At 53.9% G+C, this 14,803-nt stretch carries 15 protein-coding genes; 2 read left to right on the top strand and 13 right to left on the bottom strand.

Annotated features, from left to right (window positions below; translation table 11 throughout):
- Positions 1 to 7: 7 nt before the first annotated feature.
- A complete protein-coding gene (gene ald / locus DZC51_RS15575; RefSeq protein ID WP_157297402.1) occupies positions 8 to 1,123 on the bottom strand; it encodes an alanine dehydrogenase in 1,116 nt (371 codons plus the stop codon).
- A gap of 210 nt (positions 1,124 to 1,333) precedes the next feature.
- Between ald and DZC51_RS15570 the strand changes: the two genes are divergently transcribed.
- On the top strand, positions 1,334 to 1,804 hold the full coding sequence (locus DZC51_RS15570; protein ID WP_157297401.1) for a universal stress protein: 471 nt from the start codon (positions 1,334 to 1,336) through the stop codon (positions 1,802 to 1,804).
- Positions 1,805 to 1,844: 40 nt separating this feature from the next.
- On the opposite strand, the gene DZC51_RS15565 is transcribed toward DZC51_RS15570, so the two are convergent.
- The 11 genes from DZC51_RS15565 to ezrA all read right to left on the bottom strand — a co-directional run bounded on the left by DZC51_RS15565 (position 1,845) and on the right by ezrA (position 12,563).
- The gene (locus tag DZC51_RS15565; protein ID WP_157297400.1) at positions 1,845 to 2,783 is read right to left on the bottom strand and encodes a class I SAM-dependent methyltransferase; all 939 of its coding nucleotides are present in this window, start codon (positions 2,781 to 2,783) and stop codon (positions 1,845 to 1,847) included.
- A gap of 49 nt (positions 2,784 to 2,832) precedes the next feature.
- Positions 2,833 to 3,339: a thiol peroxidase gene (tpx, locus tag DZC51_RS15560; RefSeq protein WP_157297399.1), complete on the bottom strand. Its 507-nt coding sequence runs from the start codon at positions 3,337 to 3,339 to the stop codon at positions 2,833 to 2,835.
- 29 nt (positions 3,340 to 3,368) lie between these two features.
- Complete coding sequence (locus DZC51_RS15555) at positions 3,369 to 3,908, bottom strand: RDD family protein (RefSeq protein WP_157297398.1); 540 nt, start codon at positions 3,906 to 3,908, stop codon at positions 3,369 to 3,371.
- A 13-nt stretch (positions 3,909 to 3,921) separates the two neighbouring features.
- Positions 3,922 to 4,932 carry a signal peptide peptidase SppA gene (sppA, locus tag DZC51_RS15550; RefSeq protein WP_157297397.1) on the bottom strand — a complete coding sequence of 337 codons (1,011 nt, stop codon included), beginning with the start codon at positions 4,930 to 4,932 and terminating at the stop codon, positions 3,922 to 3,924.
- 54 nt (positions 4,933 to 4,986) lie between these two features.
- Positions 4,987 to 5,898 (bottom strand): EamA family transporter RarD, encoded by a 912-nt coding sequence (rarD, locus tag DZC51_RS15545; RefSeq protein ID WP_157297396.1) that lies wholly within the window; start codon positions 5,896 to 5,898, stop codon positions 4,987 to 4,989.
- Positions 5,899 to 6,042: 144 nt separating this feature from the next.
- Positions 6,043 to 7,608: an acyl-CoA synthetase MbcS gene (gene mbcS, locus DZC51_RS15540; RefSeq protein ID WP_157297395.1), complete on the bottom strand. Its 1,566-nt coding sequence runs from the start codon at positions 7,606 to 7,608 to the stop codon at positions 6,043 to 6,045.
- A 183-nt stretch (positions 7,609 to 7,791) separates the two neighbouring features.
- The gene (locus DZC51_RS15535; protein WP_008299759.1) at positions 7,792 to 7,995 is read right to left on the bottom strand and encodes an alpha/beta-type small acid-soluble spore protein; all 204 of its coding nucleotides are present in this window, start codon (positions 7,993 to 7,995) and stop codon (positions 7,792 to 7,794) included.
- A gap of 175 nt (positions 7,996 to 8,170) precedes the next feature.
- Positions 8,171 to 8,377 carry an alpha/beta-type small acid-soluble spore protein gene (locus DZC51_RS15530; RefSeq protein ID WP_008300213.1) on the bottom strand — a complete coding sequence of 69 codons (207 nt, stop codon included), beginning with the start codon at positions 8,375 to 8,377 and terminating at the stop codon, positions 8,171 to 8,173.
- A gap of 80 nt (positions 8,378 to 8,457) precedes the next feature.
- A complete protein-coding gene (gene thiI / locus DZC51_RS15525) occupies positions 8,458 to 9,663 on the bottom strand; it encodes a tRNA uracil 4-sulfurtransferase ThiI (RefSeq protein WP_157297394.1) in 1,206 nt (401 codons plus the stop codon).
- A 7-nt stretch (positions 9,664 to 9,670) separates the two neighbouring features.
- Positions 9,671 to 10,798, bottom strand: coding sequence for a cysteine desulfurase family protein (locus DZC51_RS15520; protein ID WP_157297393.1), 1,128 nt, complete (start codon positions 10,796 to 10,798; stop codon positions 9,671 to 9,673).
- Positions 10,799 to 10,874: 76 nt separating this feature from the next.
- Positions 10,875 to 12,563 (bottom strand): septation ring formation regulator EzrA, encoded by a 1,689-nt coding sequence (ezrA, locus tag DZC51_RS15515; RefSeq protein WP_198304140.1) that lies wholly within the window; start codon positions 12,561 to 12,563, stop codon positions 10,875 to 10,877.
- Positions 12,564 to 12,721: 158 nt separating this feature from the next.
- On the opposite strand from ezrA, the gene DZC51_RS15510 reads away from it, so the two are divergent.
- Positions 12,722 to 13,207, top strand: coding sequence for a GAF domain-containing protein (locus DZC51_RS15510; RefSeq protein ID WP_157297391.1), 486 nt, complete (start codon positions 12,722 to 12,724; stop codon positions 13,205 to 13,207).
- Positions 13,208 to 13,276: 69 nt separating this feature from the next.
- On the opposite strand, the gene megL is transcribed toward DZC51_RS15510, so the two are convergent.
- Positions 13,277 to 14,491, bottom strand: a complete 1,215-nt coding sequence (megL, locus tag DZC51_RS15505; protein ID WP_157297390.1) for a methionine gamma-lyase — start codon at positions 14,489 to 14,491, stop codon at positions 13,277 to 13,279.
- Between the last annotated feature and the right edge of the window lie 312 nt (positions 14,492 to 14,803).

The raw sequence follows: 14,803 nt of genomic DNA, 5'->3' as shown, positions 1-14,803 counted from the left end.
TCGTGCATTATTGAAGAAGCGATTCGACAGGGACATACTCGCGGCCCTGATCGTCTGCCACAGCTTTGTAAGTAATATGCCCTTCCAGGGTGTTATAGCCTTTGCGGAGGGCCTCATTGTCAAGCGCTGCCTGCTTCCAGCCTTTGTTCGCAATCTGCAGCGCATAAGGGACCGTTACGTTCGTGAGTGCCATCGTGGATGTGCGAGGAACGGCACCAGGCATATTAGCCACCGCATAATGGACGACACCATGTTTTTCATAAGTCGGATCGTCATGCGTCGTCACCCGGTCACTCGTCTCAAAAATCCCTCCCTGATCGATTGCGATATCGACAAGGACCGATCCGGGCTGCATCGACTTGACCATTTCCTCGGTGACGAGTTTCGGAGCCTTCGCACCCGGAATCAGTACAGCTCCGACGACGAGGTCCGCATCCTTTACCGCTTCCGCAATGTTGAGCGGATTCGACATGAGAGTCTGGATATCATTGCCGAACTGGTCATCCAGCTGGCGGAGCCGCTCGGGGTTCAGATCGAGAACGGTCACCTGCGCACCCATGCCTACCGCCACACGCGCAGCATTCGCACCGGCCATTCCGCCTCCGATCACAGCGACTTTCCCGCGCTGGACACCCGGCACGCCGGACAGAAGAATTCCTTTGCCGCCGTGGATGCGCTCGAGGAACTGGGCACCGATCTGAGTGGCCATCCGGCCTGCCACCTCGCTCATCGGCGAGAGCAGCGGAAGCGAGCGGTTCGGAAGCTGGACGGTTTCATACGCAATGCCGACCACCTTATTTTCAAGCAAAGCCGCTGTTAGCGCTTCCTCAGGAGCAAGGTGAAGATAAGTGAAGAGGATCAGCCCTTCACGGAAATATGGATATTCGGATGCGACCGGCTCTTTAACCTTCATGACCATTTCCGCATCCCATGCTTCGCGGGCAGTGCCGACAATTGTCGCACCTGCTTCGCTGTAATCTTCATCTGTAAAGCCGGAACCCTGTCCCGCCCCCGTTTCGATCAGAACTTCATGGCCCGCCAGATTCAGAGTCACCACGCCCGCTGGCGTCATCGCCACGCGATTTTCATTGTTCTTGATTTCTTTTGGTACACCGATTCGCATTTCCTATACCCTCCCATATGTCTATCCTTGGTTGCTGGGCAGAAGGTTGGCTTGTCCCCTGTTTCTGCAGTTCCATCATAACACTCTTTTTTCGACACGGAAGCGGTTTTCTTCAGAAGGGACACAATTTTGCCACTGTTCCTACCAGTCTGATGCAGGATTCGTTAAACCTTTCGACGAAAAAGAACAATAGAAAAGGGAGGGAACGACATGACACTCAACTACAAACATATTCTTGTCGCGGTGGATGGTTCCAAGGAAGCCGAGTGGGCATTCAAGAAATCTGTCGGGATTGCAAAACGCAACAAGGCTACACTCAACTTGGTGAACATCATCGACACCCGCTCGTTTGCAGCTGTCGAAGCGTATGACCGCTCCATCGCCGATCGGGCCCATAAATTCGCGGATGAGCTCCTTGCCGACTACCGCAAAGAAGCCGAGGCAGCCGGCGTCCAGGACGTTAATATCATCGTTGAATACGGCTCTCCAAAGACAATGATTCCGCGCGATATCTCAAAAAAGGTCGAGGCGGACCTGATCGTCTGCGGAGCGACCGGCCTCAACGCGGTTGAACGCTTCCTGATCGGATCGATTTCGGAAACGATTGTCCGGAGCTCCAAATGTGATGTGCTCGTCGTCCGGACCGAAGAGCTGCCCGGTGAAGAACCGGTCGCAGAGTAAGCAAAAGGGATGTGCCGCCGAACGCTGCACATCCCTTTTATCATGCTTTTTTATAGCCGTTTTGCTCCGCCCACGCGTCTACCTTACCAAAAAACGCCGAGACGGCATTGGCATTTTTCAGATCCGGAGCCTGCGCCAGCAGGACCTCAGGTTTTGGTCCTGGCCGGCCTTCGGGTTTCCTCAGGAGAAGCAGGCTCTTGGCATTGGCCTTATTCTTGAACAGTCCTTCCGGAAGAGCGATGACACCGAGGATTTCCGCTTCATCCTTCAGGAACGTATGGAGCTGTGTCGCAAATTCCGATTCGAACAGGTTTGCCGGTACGACAAAGATGCCATGACCGCCTTTTTTAAGGTGCCGCATCGATTGCTCGATAAACAGGTGATGGGCGTAGGAATGCCCTTCTTCCGCTCTCAGATTATAGTTCATCGCGTTTTCATCATCCGGATAATAGCCTACCGGCAGGTCTGTGACGACAAGGTCCGCCGGGTCTACCATCAGCGGGCGCAGCGAATCCTGGTGATACAGTGTGACAGGCTGTGACAGCAGATCCGCCGAGGCGGCCGCAAGCTGGATCAGAAGATCATCAATTTCGGAACCGCTTGCCGCAGTGCGGCCATCCATGAAGTTCATCACGGTATAGAGCAGATTTCCTGTTCCGATTGCCGGGTCGAACATGGTGACATACGGTTTTCCGCCGGTCAGACGGTCGGCCAGATAGCCGGTGATCAGCCCGATGGAATCAGGGGTCATGTGGTGATTCGGCTGGGCGCTCTCCTTCATGCCCTTCAGCATGGCAAGCTGGAGTCCCTTGCGCACTTCTTCCTTTGACGGCTTTTCCGCTTCCGGGGCGATTTTCCCATCCGCCCATGCCCTTACTGTTTCAAGGACGGCTTCAAGATACATCGTCCCCTCTTTTTTCGAAATTCTCTCCGAGTGGCCGTCAAGGAAATTAAAGATCCGTTCTGTATTGGTTTCCATGTTCATCCTCCGCAAATGAGAAACCCACTCGCCGGAGTGGGTTTCGTTTTTATTCCGCCAGTTTCTTGACGGCGTCGATTGCTTTGTCATAGTCCGGATGGTTGGTGCCTTCCGATACATATTCGACATAGGCGACTTTGCCGTCTTTGCCGATCACGAAGACGCTCCTTGCCAGGAGGCGCAACTCCTTCATGACAACACCGTAAGCCGTGCCGAACGACAGGTCGCGGTGGTCGGAAAGGGTATGGGCATTATCCAGGCCTTCGGACGCCTTCCAGCGCGCCTGCGCAAACGGCAGGTCGACGGAGATTGTCAGCACCGCCACATCATCGCCCAGCTCTGTGACCGCTTCGTTGAAGCGCTTGGTCTGTGTCGAGCAGACGCCTGTGTCGATCGACGGGATGACGCTGATCAGCCGGATCTTCCCTTCTGTATCTTTCAGCGTGAACGGGGTCAGGTCATTTTGAAGAACCGTGAAGTCCGGCGCCTCGTCACCGACCTTGATTTCCGTTCCGAGGAGTGTAACCGGTTGTTGTTTGAATGTTACTTGTGCCATCTTGCAACGCCTCCTTTTCTCCAAGTGTACTAGAGTGCGTGACCGTCTTGCAAACGGTTCGCATAACCGCGGGCTGGAGCCGCCTTCTGGTATCGCTCCTCGTGAATGACCAGCGTGTCCGCGATATAATCATGCAGCGCTTCCTTTTTCGGCGTAAAGCCGACCACAATATAGAGAATCGCCAATGTCTTCGAGAAATACCGGCCAATCCATTCACGGAACAGTACAGTCTTCCAGTCCAGCGGCCCGCCGTCCCGCCGGATGACCCGGATGCCCGTGACCATCTTGCCGACTGTCTGGCCGAAGTATTTCGTCATGAAGATGAAATACAGAAAGAAGATGGCTGCGGTCAGCAGATTGTAAGGTGCATACCAGGCATCGGGAGCAATCTCAAGTCCGGCGAGCCGGAACAGCGGACGCACCACAAGCATGCTGAGAGACCCCAAAACGATGAGGTCGATCAGATAAGACCAGAAGCGGATCCAGAACCCGGCATAGGCATGCCGGAACTCCTCGGGCTCAGGGAAGGATCCGGAAAGATGACCGGTTCCTTGCATTGGTTCCGTCATTTCGAATCCCTCCTCACTTTTCACCGTACAGGTACATCATGCGCGGTGAGTTATAATCGGACAGCACCTGCCCGATGATGCGGCTTTCCAGATCCCCCTGGAAGAGCGACTGCATTTTTACTCCGAACAGTGATCCGAAGCCGGCATCCATGCCGTATTCGAACACCTGGGCTTTGTCCAGACCATGATCTGCCCGCAGTCCGGCGATGGCATCCTCAAGCCGCCCTGTTTCATCCGCCAGTTTGGCTTCGACTGCCTGACCGCCGTTCATGATGCGGCCGTCGGCCCATTTCTTCACCTCAGCCTCGCTCATTCCGCGGCCTGCCTCGATGACGTCCACAAAACGCTCATAGGAATCGTTCAGCATCGTCTGGAGCATGTCACGCTCTTCGTCTGTCATATCCCGCGTCGGACTCATGATGTCCTTGTACTTGCCCGATTTGATGGTGACGAAATCGATTCCATGCTCTTCCGCGAATCCGCCATAATTGATGCTTTCCATGATGACGCCGATCGAGCCGGTCAGAGTCTCCTTATGTACAAAGATTTTATCCGCCGGGGCTGAAATGTAATAGCCGCCCGATGCAGCCATGCCGCCCATGCTCACGTAGACCGGGATATCTTTCTCTTCCTGGATTTCGACAAGCTTGTCATGGATATCGGACGATTCTACAACACCGCCGCCTGGCGAGTTCACGTACAGCACCACGCCCTTGACGGAATTGTCCTCCCGGATCATATCAAGCTGCTCCATGAATGCCTGATGATTATATCCGGTTGTCGCAAACAATGGGGAGGCTGCACCCGTGTCCTGGATGATTCCGTCTACACGCAGAAGCGCAATCCGGTTCCTCGCGTCCCCATCCTCGACGACTTGCTCCATCTGTCCGCCGGCGGGCGCAAGCTGATCTTCCATTACAGATTGCCAGTTCATTGACATAATGGACGACACCGTATTGATGCCTGCCGCTACAACGAACAGGAGTACGGCCGCGCCGAGGGCGATCCATCGTTTCATGTTCATGTGATTTCTACCTCCCTTTCCAACTCTCTATACGTGAGAGGACTGCATCCCGTTTCATTTTTCTTCGGCGGGCTTCATCTTTTTCATCATCCGGAACTTCGATACGGTCACCAGGACCAGCCCTGCCCAGATGAAGGAAAAGGCGATCGCCTCAATTAAACCGAATGCTTCACCGTAGACCACGACCCCCAGGAACAGCATCATCGACGGCGCAATGTACTGAAGGAATCCGAGAAGATAAAGCGGCATGGTCTGCGCCCCTTTCGCGAAAAGGACAAGCGGGACAGCCGTTGCCGCTCCGGATAGAACGAGGAGAAGGACTGTGCCCGTTCCGGCCTCAAAGAACGCCAGCCCGTCGGATGTTCCTGCCCAGATGAGATAGGCCGCGGCGAACGGGGCGATAAAAGCCGTCTCGATCGTCAGGCCCCTCAGGGCATCCAAGTGGATGGTCTTTTTTGCAAAACCATAGATGGCGAACGTTCCTGCCAGGCCGAGAGCCAGCCACGGGAATGTTCCGTAGGAAACGGTGATGATCAGGACACCCAGGAGGGCCAGCACAACGGCTGCTTTTTCTGGTGAAGACAGCCTCTCCTTCAGAAAGACGATCCCGAGGAGGATCGATAAAAGCGGATTGATGTAATAGCCGAGACTGGTCTGCACAATGTGTCCGTTATTGACCGCCCAGATAAACAGGAACCAGTTGCCCGAGATGATGACAGATGCGCCGAACAGGCTCCAGAATGAACGCTTGTTTCCCCATAGGGCCTTAAGGTCTCCGGCCAGCTGCTTTCCCTGGCCCAGCAATAAAACCACCGCGACGGTTGTGATGGATGCCCAGAAAATCCGCTGGGCGAGAACTTCTCCACTCGGCACATGACCGAGGCCTTTCCAGTAGATCGGCAGCACTCCCCATATCAGGTAAGCGGAGGCCGCCCAGATGATGCCTGCTTTCTCCTTGCTTTCCAAGGACAGTCCCTCCTTTCCTTCCTGCGCAGCGGACGTCCGCTTGCACACCAAACTAAAAAACCTCCCCGATGAACCCGGGGGAGGTTTGATCACTGCCCATCCGGTACCGGTTGAGCCGGACGGGAAGGATGGAGCGCTCAAAAATCAGCTCATGGCCTCCTGCTTGCGCAGTTCGACCCTCATGATCTTGCCGGATGCGGTCTTCGGCAACTCGTCGAGAAACTCGACCGCACGCGGATACTTATATGGAGCCGTAACTGTTTTGACATGATCCTGCAGGTTCTTCACGAGTTCATCCGAAGCTTCTTCCGGATTCCGGAGCACGATGAATGCCTTGACGATGCTTCCGCGTTCCGGATCCGGACTTGCGACAACTGCACATTCCTTAACCGCCAGATGTTTGGTCAGTGCGTCTTCCACCTCGAAAGGCCCGATCGTATAACCTGAGGAGATGATGATATCATCGGCACGGCCTTCAAACCAGAAATAACCGTCTTCATCCATCTTTGCCCGGTCCCCCGTGACATAGTAGTCCCCGCGGAACTGTCTGCTCGTCCGCTCCGGATCATTCAGATATTCCCTGAACAGCGCCGGTGTATCGACGTGAACTGCGATATCTCCCGCCTCGCCCGGAGGACAAGGTTTACCTTCATCGTCGATGATTTCCACCCGGTTGCCCGGAGTCGGCTTGCCCATCGAGCCCGGGCGTGCTTCCATTCCCTTCATTGTTCCGACGAGCAGCGTGTTTTCCGTCTGCCCGTAACCGTCCCTGACCTCAAGGCCGAATTCACGGCTGAAAGTTTCAATCACTTCAATATTAAGGGGTTCACCTGCCGAAACAGCACTGTGGAGCGAAGAAAGGTCATAATCCGAAAGATTGTCCGTCTTCGCCATCAGCCGGTATTCTGTCGGGGTGCAGCAAAGTACATTGACCCCGTACTGCCCGATAAGCTCCAGGTATTTTTTCGGTTCAAACCGTCCGTTGTAGACAAAGCCCGTCGAACCGCTGCCCAGCGTTGCGAGAAACGGTGACCAGATCCACTTCTGCCATCCCGGACTTGCTGTGGCCCAAACCGTGTCGCCATCCTCTATGCCGAGCCAGTTTGCGGCAGATGTCCGGAGATGGGCGTAGCCCCAGCCGTGTGTATGGACAACCCCCTTCGGCTTGCCTGTCGTCCCGGACGTGTAGGATAGAAATGCCATATCACCGCTGCGGGTCTCGGGAGATTCAAATGCGTCTGATGCATGCTCCATTTCATCAAGAAGCGGAATCCCCTCCTCCGAATCGCCGACAATAAACAATTTTACGCCGGCCATATGACTGGCTTCCTTGAACTGGTCTGCAAATGGTGCATAAGCGATGATCGCTTTGGCCCCGCTGTGCACGAGGCGGTAGTCGATATCCGATGCACGGAGCATTTCAGAGCTTGGAATGACGACGATGCCGGCTTTAAGGGCAGCCACATAAGCAACATAAGCCTCGATCAGCCGGGGCATCATGACGATGACGACATCGCCTTTTCCGAGCCCGTGCGCCACGAGCACGTTTGCACAACGGTTTGCACGCTCCATCAGTTCACGGTATGTCACTTCCCGTGTCTGTTGTCCGTCTGTCCAAATCAACGCTTTGCGCGCCGGGTCATCGGCATATTTTTCAAATTCCGAAGCAAGGTTATACAGCTCCGGTGCCAGCAGGTCTTCTCTATTCATGCCAGTCACCCCTTTTCCATATTCACTATCGATTATACGCCTAACATTTCGGCGTTTCAAAATCGAATTTGTTTTCGGAAGATATAGCCAGAGGATGCAGGAGAATGGACCGGGACAGATTATGTAATAAGTGCGGTTGCAAATTTAAAGCCGCCCGTCATGGACGGGCGGTCTTCTCTTGCATTATTGTTGGCCCTTCATTTGCTGCTGTGCCATCGAAACCAAACGCTTGGTGATTTCTCCGCCAACGGAACCGTTGGCACGCGATGTTGCGTCGGCACCCAGCTGAACTCCGAATTCCTGAGCGATTTCATACTTCATCTGGTCCAGCGCTTGGCGGACACCAGGTACGAGAAGCTGGTTTGAGTTGTTGTTGTCGTTTGCCATGGATGTATCACCTCCTTGTGCTCATAGAATGTGCCGGAAGCGAATTATCATACGGCAGGATCTCTGGAAATTAAATAGATCAGGCGGATAATCCGGAACTATGCCGCACACTTTATTCAGAAAGAACCGGTATAAATTAAAGACCGCCCGTCTTGGACGGGCGGCCTTCATTGCATTATTGTTGGCCTTTCATTTGCTGCTGTGCCATCGAAACCAAACGCTTGGTGATTTCTCCGCCAACGGAACCGTTGGCACGCGATGTTGCGTCGGCACCCAGCTGAACTCCGAACTCTTGAGCGATTTCGTACTTCATCTGGTCCAGCGCTTGGCGGACACCAGGTACGAGAAGCTGATTCGAGTTGTTGCTGTTGTTGTTTGCCATGATGTATCACCTCCTTGTGCACATAGAATGTACCGGAGGCGGATTATCATACGGCAGGTTAACTGGAAATTTGTGTCTGATTACAGAAGATCCGAAAATGGATCTTCTTCTTTTTTAAGCGGCAGCTCGATGATTTCCCGTTCGGCCACGGCTTTTTCGATCATCGGTCCGAAATCTGCGTTGCCCTCATAATAAATGACTTTATCCGTTTTCGGCTTGGTGGCCGGATTGGAAGGCGTAAAGATGGTACAGCAGTCCTCAAATGGACGGATTGACGTTTCGTATGTGCCGATCTTTTCGGCGATGCTGATGATGTCCAGTTTGTCCACCGCGATGAGCGGACGGAGCACCGGGGTCGTCGTCACTTCATTGATGGCACTCAGACTATCAAGTGTCTGGCTGGCGACCTGGCCCAGGCTTTCACCGGTGACGATCGCCTTGGCTCCGATTTCCTCCCGAACCCGGTCCGCTATTTTCATCATCATGCGGCGCATCGTTGTCATCGTAAGCGCTGATGGAACCGCATCCTGCACAGCCTGCTGAATTTCGGTGAAATGGATGGTATGCATGCGGATCCGCGTCCCGAATGCGCTTAGCCGTTCTGCAAGTTCCACGACTTTCTGCTTGGACTGCTCACTCGTAAATGGCGGGCTGTGGAAATGGATGACATCCAGTTTCAGGCCGCGCTTCATCATCAGATATCCGGCAACAGGACTGTCGATCCCACCTGAGAGCATCAGGAGCGCATGTCCATTGGATCCCGCAGGAAGGCCGCCGGCTCCCTGGAGCGTTTTTGTCGAGAGGTAAGCTCCGTCCTCACGGATATCGATGAGAAGGCGGATTTCAGGATTCTTCATCCTGACAACCAGTCCCGGGAAGAGCGGGAGCAGATGACCTCCCATTTCCTGCTGGAGTTCGATTGTTTTCAGCGGGAAAGTCTTATCTGCGCGCCGAACTTCAACCTTGAACGTCTTTCCTTCTGTTTCCATATCGGAAAGAATCCGTTTCGCAGTTTCTTTGATCGTTTCCAGATCAGCTTTGCAGCGGACCGCCGGACTGAACGACTGGATTCCAAAAACATCGGACAGACGCTCCAAAGCTTCTTCAATTTCTTGTCCTTCTTCCGCGAACAGGTACATCCGGTCATGTTCCGATTTGACCTTGACCGTCGGAAGGTCTTTCATGATGCGGCGGATATTGTCTCTCAGCTTGCGGATAAAGACGTTCCGGTTTTTCCCTTTCAATGAGAGTTCCCCGTAACGGATCATGATTTCATGGTACATCATTTTCGGATCAAACCCTTTCTATCGTTTCCATGAACGAATTGAATACTTCCTTGAATTTCTCAATTTCCCCGGCAGTGTTCATCCGCCCGAAACTGATCCGGATCACCCCATGGCGGTAATCATCAGGAACACCCATCGCCTGGAGAACGTGGCTTTCCTTGCGGCTTCTCGAAGAGCATGCGCTCGATGTGGATACATAGATTTCCCTCTCCTGCAGAGCATTGACCGCAATTTCTCCTTTGATGCCCCGGATGGCAACGGAGAGGATATGGGGCGCATTGTTTTCGGAACCGAGAACCATCACCTTGCTGAAAGTCCCGAAATAGCGGACGAGATCATTTCTCCAATCCGCATAGGGTGCAAGGTCCCTTTCTTCCACGGAGAGGCGCATCGCCTTGGCCAGCGCCGCCGCATGCGCAACCGGCACTGTTCCGCTCCGGAGGCCCTCCTGTTGGCCGCCTCCGAACAAGATTGGCTGGAGCTCATGACGTTTTTTTAGGATCAGCGCACCGGATCCCTCGAGGCCGTGTATTTTGTGCGCCGACACAGATATGGCGTCGGGACCGTTCTCAGATATCGGAACCGGGATTTTCCCGAAGCTTTGAACCGTATCTGAATGAAAAACTGCCCGGGTTTTGGCCCGGATGAGCTTGCCCGCCTCCTCAAGCGGCTGGATCGCGCCGGTTTCGTTGTTGACGTGCATGATGGACACCACTGACGTGTCCGCCGTCAGCTTGCGGTCCAGGTCAGCCATGTCGATGACTCCATCACGGCCGACATGGACCCTCTCGACCATAAAACCTTCAGCTTCCAGTTGCGGAATGGATTGCAGAACGGCCGGATGTTCGATTGCCGACACAATGATCTTCTTTCCGTGGCTGCGGTTGCCGCGTGCCAGGCCGAAAAGAGCCAGATTGTCGGCTTCTGTGCCCCCGGATGTGAAGACGACCTTGCCTCCCGGCATACCGGCAAGCTCGGCCACTTGCTCACTTGCCCGCTCAAGGAGACGGTCGGCCTCTATGCCGAGCCGGTGCAGCGAGGAAGGATTGGCGAAAAAAGCCTTCGAGGATTTAACGAATGTATCCAGAACCCGATCGTCGGGCATTGTCGTCGCACTGTTGTCAAAATAGATCATGATGCATGCTTCCTTTCCAAACGAAAGCCACCATCACAAGTTGTGAGGTGGCTGATTCCCTGACTTATTATGTACGTCAGACTTCCTGTTTGACAAGTACTTCGATTTTTTTAAGGGCCCCGGGCTCCGCTGCCTCAACGGCGGATGCTGCGTCTTCCAGCGCTTTTCCATAGCGGCAGTGGTGGAATGCCTCTTCGGCTTCTGCGAGCTGCTCATCGATTGCAGGGTTGGAGCGGTAACGGTTGCCGTACTGAATCAGTCGTTCGATCAAGTCGACGTTTTCCAGCATTTCATCTGCTTTCTGCGAGACCTCATGAATATAGCTTTCCGCTTTTGTGAGGCTTTCATTCACAAGCGACATATTCAATGGCATTTCCTGAAGATTTCGGCTGACGATGAACAGCTGCTCTTCCGCTTCCTCGAGACGAACGTCCATGTCTTCCGGGATTCCGGGAGTATTCGCCTTGAAAAGCTTCCGGTCCGTCTCCTGAAGAATTCTTCCGAGCTCTGACAGCCGGGCGCGAGCCTCTGTTTCATTGATGCGCAGTTCCTTAAGACGATCGGAGAAGCGGCCCTGCTCGTCCAGCAGCTGCCTCGACTCCTCATCGATCGCCTTCAGCTCTTCCTCAAGTACCGACGAAGCGGACTGTCCGGCATTGAGCCGGTCCGTCAGCAGACCAAAACGCTTCTCCAGGCCGGCCACCTGTTCCAGTGCCGCATCAGGAATGGCTGCTTCCTTCTCGCTCAGCCTGTAGTTCTGCTGCACAAACCGTGCTTCGTCCGCAGTGCTTCTGGTGAATGCGCTCAGCTCGCCAAGGTTCGCGGCGATATGCGCATGATTCTCCTCGACATAATGCCGGGCATACACTTCCTGTTCCAGCTTGTCGTAGAATCCGTTGATTTCCGTTTCCAGGAAGGCAGTGCGCTCTTTGACTTCAGCTACTTCAAGCGATTCAAGCGCCGCTTTCAGGTCCTCCAGCTCACGGTCGATTTCCGATAGCCGCTCTTCCATCTTCAGATGTCCGATATAGTAGCCACCGTCTTCCATCTCCCGGATGCCTGCACGCAAATCCCTGATTGACTGCGGAATTTTCGTCTGGATCTCAGTCAGGAGGACCGGAACGTCTTCGATCAGCGCAAACGTCTCTTTGGCTTCATCGGAAAGTCCGAGTACGGTCTCACGGGCTTTCAGGTAATTGCCGGCTGATGTCAGCTCATCATACTCTTCAAAGCGGGGGTTGATGGCCTCAAGGCGCTTTTCAAGCAGGCCTATGGCATTTCCGAACGAATGCTGATGAGCGAGCAGGCTCTTGCGTGCGGCCTTATGGCGCTTTTTCAGCTCCTCCATCTCGACTCGGTTCAGCTCTTCGCTGCCGATCAGCTCATCCAGCTCTTCGAGAATCCGGTTCATCTCACCATCTGCATAGGAAATCTTAGACTCGATCTCTTTTTCAATTCCGGCCGCCTTGCCGAATCGCAGCCGGTCAATGGCCTCTTCCGCATCAAAAAGGAGGTTGTCGATGGTCGGCATGTGCTCATCCATGACTTCCGTCCAGCTGCTCCGCCAGCGTTCGAACTTCTCCTCCGTCTCGCCATTCATATTCAGTTGCTTCACTTTTGTCAATTCTTCAAGGATCGGCTTATGCTGGATCTGCAGCTTCTCTACTTCCAGCTTATTGATGATGACTGTATGCTTTCGCCTCATTATGAAGGCGACGATGATCAAAGCAATGAGAATGATAATACCAATGATGATGTACTTCATCATAGTCCCCCTGTTCCAAAATCACTGTAAACGCTGTATTATCCTATATAGTATCATGTTTCACGGGATTATGCCGTTGTTTTTCGCAAGAAATTGCATGATTCGCCATCGTTCATCACACATCTCAGGGAGCCTTTCCCTGAAAGGAGAGATTTACCGTGTTCACTCAACAACAATATGAAGGTACCCTGCAGGAAAACTACGATCTGCTGTGCAGGCAGCTTGATGCACTGCTCGAAGGCGAAAACAACGCCATGGCAAACCTCGCAAACGCCTCCGCCCTCCTTAACCAGTTTCTCGGCCGCACCAACTGGGTCGGCTTCTACGTTATGGACGGAGAAGATGAGCTCGTCCTCGGTCCTTTCCAGGGGCTTCCGGCATGTGTGCGGATTGCTCTCGGAAAAGGGGTTTGCGGAACAGCCGCCCAGGAACGCAAAACTCAGCTGGTGGAAGACGTCCATGCCTTCCCGGGACATATCGCGTGCGATGCCGCCTCCCGCTCGGAGGTAGTCGTGCCGGTCATCGTGAATGACCGTGTATTCGGGGTCCTTGATATCGACAGCCCTGAGCTGGCACGCTTCTCGGAAGAGGACGCCCGCGGACTCGAAAAGTTCGTCGGCGTGCTTGAGAAACATCTGAAATAAGAAATCTCGCCCTGATGGACAAAACAAGGACAGCCGGCCAATAGCCGTGCTGTCCTTTTCTTGATGTGGTTATTCGGTTGCGGTTGCCGGAGTCCGCTTTTTAAGGGCTTTGAAGGCCGCATCCAGGTCAGCGATGATATCGTCCGGATGCTCAAGGCCCGCGGAAAAACGGATCATTGAATCATTGATGCCCATTTCTTTCCGCTCTTCTTCCGGCACCGGCGAGTGTGTCATCGAGGCCGGGTGCTGGATCAGCGACTCTGCATCTCCCAGACTCACTGCCAGTTTGACGAGCCGGAGTTCATCCAGGAAGATCTGCACTTCCTCCACGCCACCGTCCAGAGTAAAGGAGAAAATCCCTCCGCCTGCATTCATCTGCCGCTTCGCAATCTCCACGTCCGGATGATCGGGATCGAGCGGGTAGTGCACTTCCCTGACTGCAGGGACCGTCTTCAGGTACCCGATGACCGCCTCGGCATTGGAAGTGTGGCGCTCCATGCGGACGGCCAGCGTCTTCAGGCCGCGGATCATGAGCCACGCATCGAACGGGGAGATGATACCGCCGTAGTCTTTCTGGACGGTCATCCGGATTTTGGCGATCTCCTCTTCATCCGCCCCGATCAGCAGGCCGGCGATGACATCACCATGGCCATTGATATATTTGGTTGCACTGTGGAGAACAAAATCCACGCCAAATTCAATCGGGTTCTGGATATACGGTGAGCAGAACGTGTTGTCCACGATGACTTTGAGGCCATGTCGACGGGCGACGTTGACGGCAGCACGGAGGTCGGCCACTTCCATCGTAGGGTTTACCGGTGTTTCCACATAAATGACGGCTGTCTCCGGCCGGACATGCCGCTCGATCTCCTCTTCGCTCTTCATCGGAATCAGATCATGGGTGATGCCGTACTTTTCTTCCATGATGTTCAGGAGGCCGAATGTGCAACCGTATATCCCTCTCGAGCAAAGTATATGGTCGCCGGCCTTCGTCGTGTGGACAAGCGCGGCGCTGACCGCCGCCATGCCCGATCCGAATGCCAGTGCGCCGGCTCCTTTTTCCAGTGAGGCGATCCGCTCTTCCAGTACTTTTACGGTCGGGTTCGTCAGCCTCGAGTAAATGTTGCCTTCCTGCTCACCGGCAAAACGGGCTGCCCCGGTAGCCGCATCGGGAAATACATAGGTAGACGTCTGATAAAGCGGAACGGCCAGGCTGTCCTGATGGTCATGCGGATCATGCCCTTCGTGGATAATGAGTGTATCCCGGTGTACCTTCTTGTTCATCGCTGCCCCTCCTGTTTGAAAGCGTTATCATTTTCTACTATTATATCTTGCGGCGGACGAAAAGGAAACTGCCCTTGTCCCTTGACTTCCTTTTGCATGCGTTATATGATATTCGTTGTGTAAAATAAACGCAGCAGTTGTGTGAGCAAGGCTGATCATTTTATCCCTTTACGCTGGACAATGTCCGGGTAAACGGTGCATCGCGTAACCCTTGGCTGCTGGGGCGAAGGTGCAAGATGATGAAATGGCACCGTGTTTGAACACATCTGGTTTTTATTTTACTCAAAATAAAACCAACTTAAGAGGAGGAGT

Source organism: Bhargavaea sp. CC-171006 (genome assembly GCF_009761675.1).
Classification (GTDB): domain Bacteria; phylum Bacillota; class Bacilli; order Bacillales_A; family Planococcaceae; genus Bhargavaea; species Bhargavaea changchunensis.
Note: the sequence above shows the minus strand (reverse complement) of the source record. Positions and strands in the feature narration are given on the sequence as shown.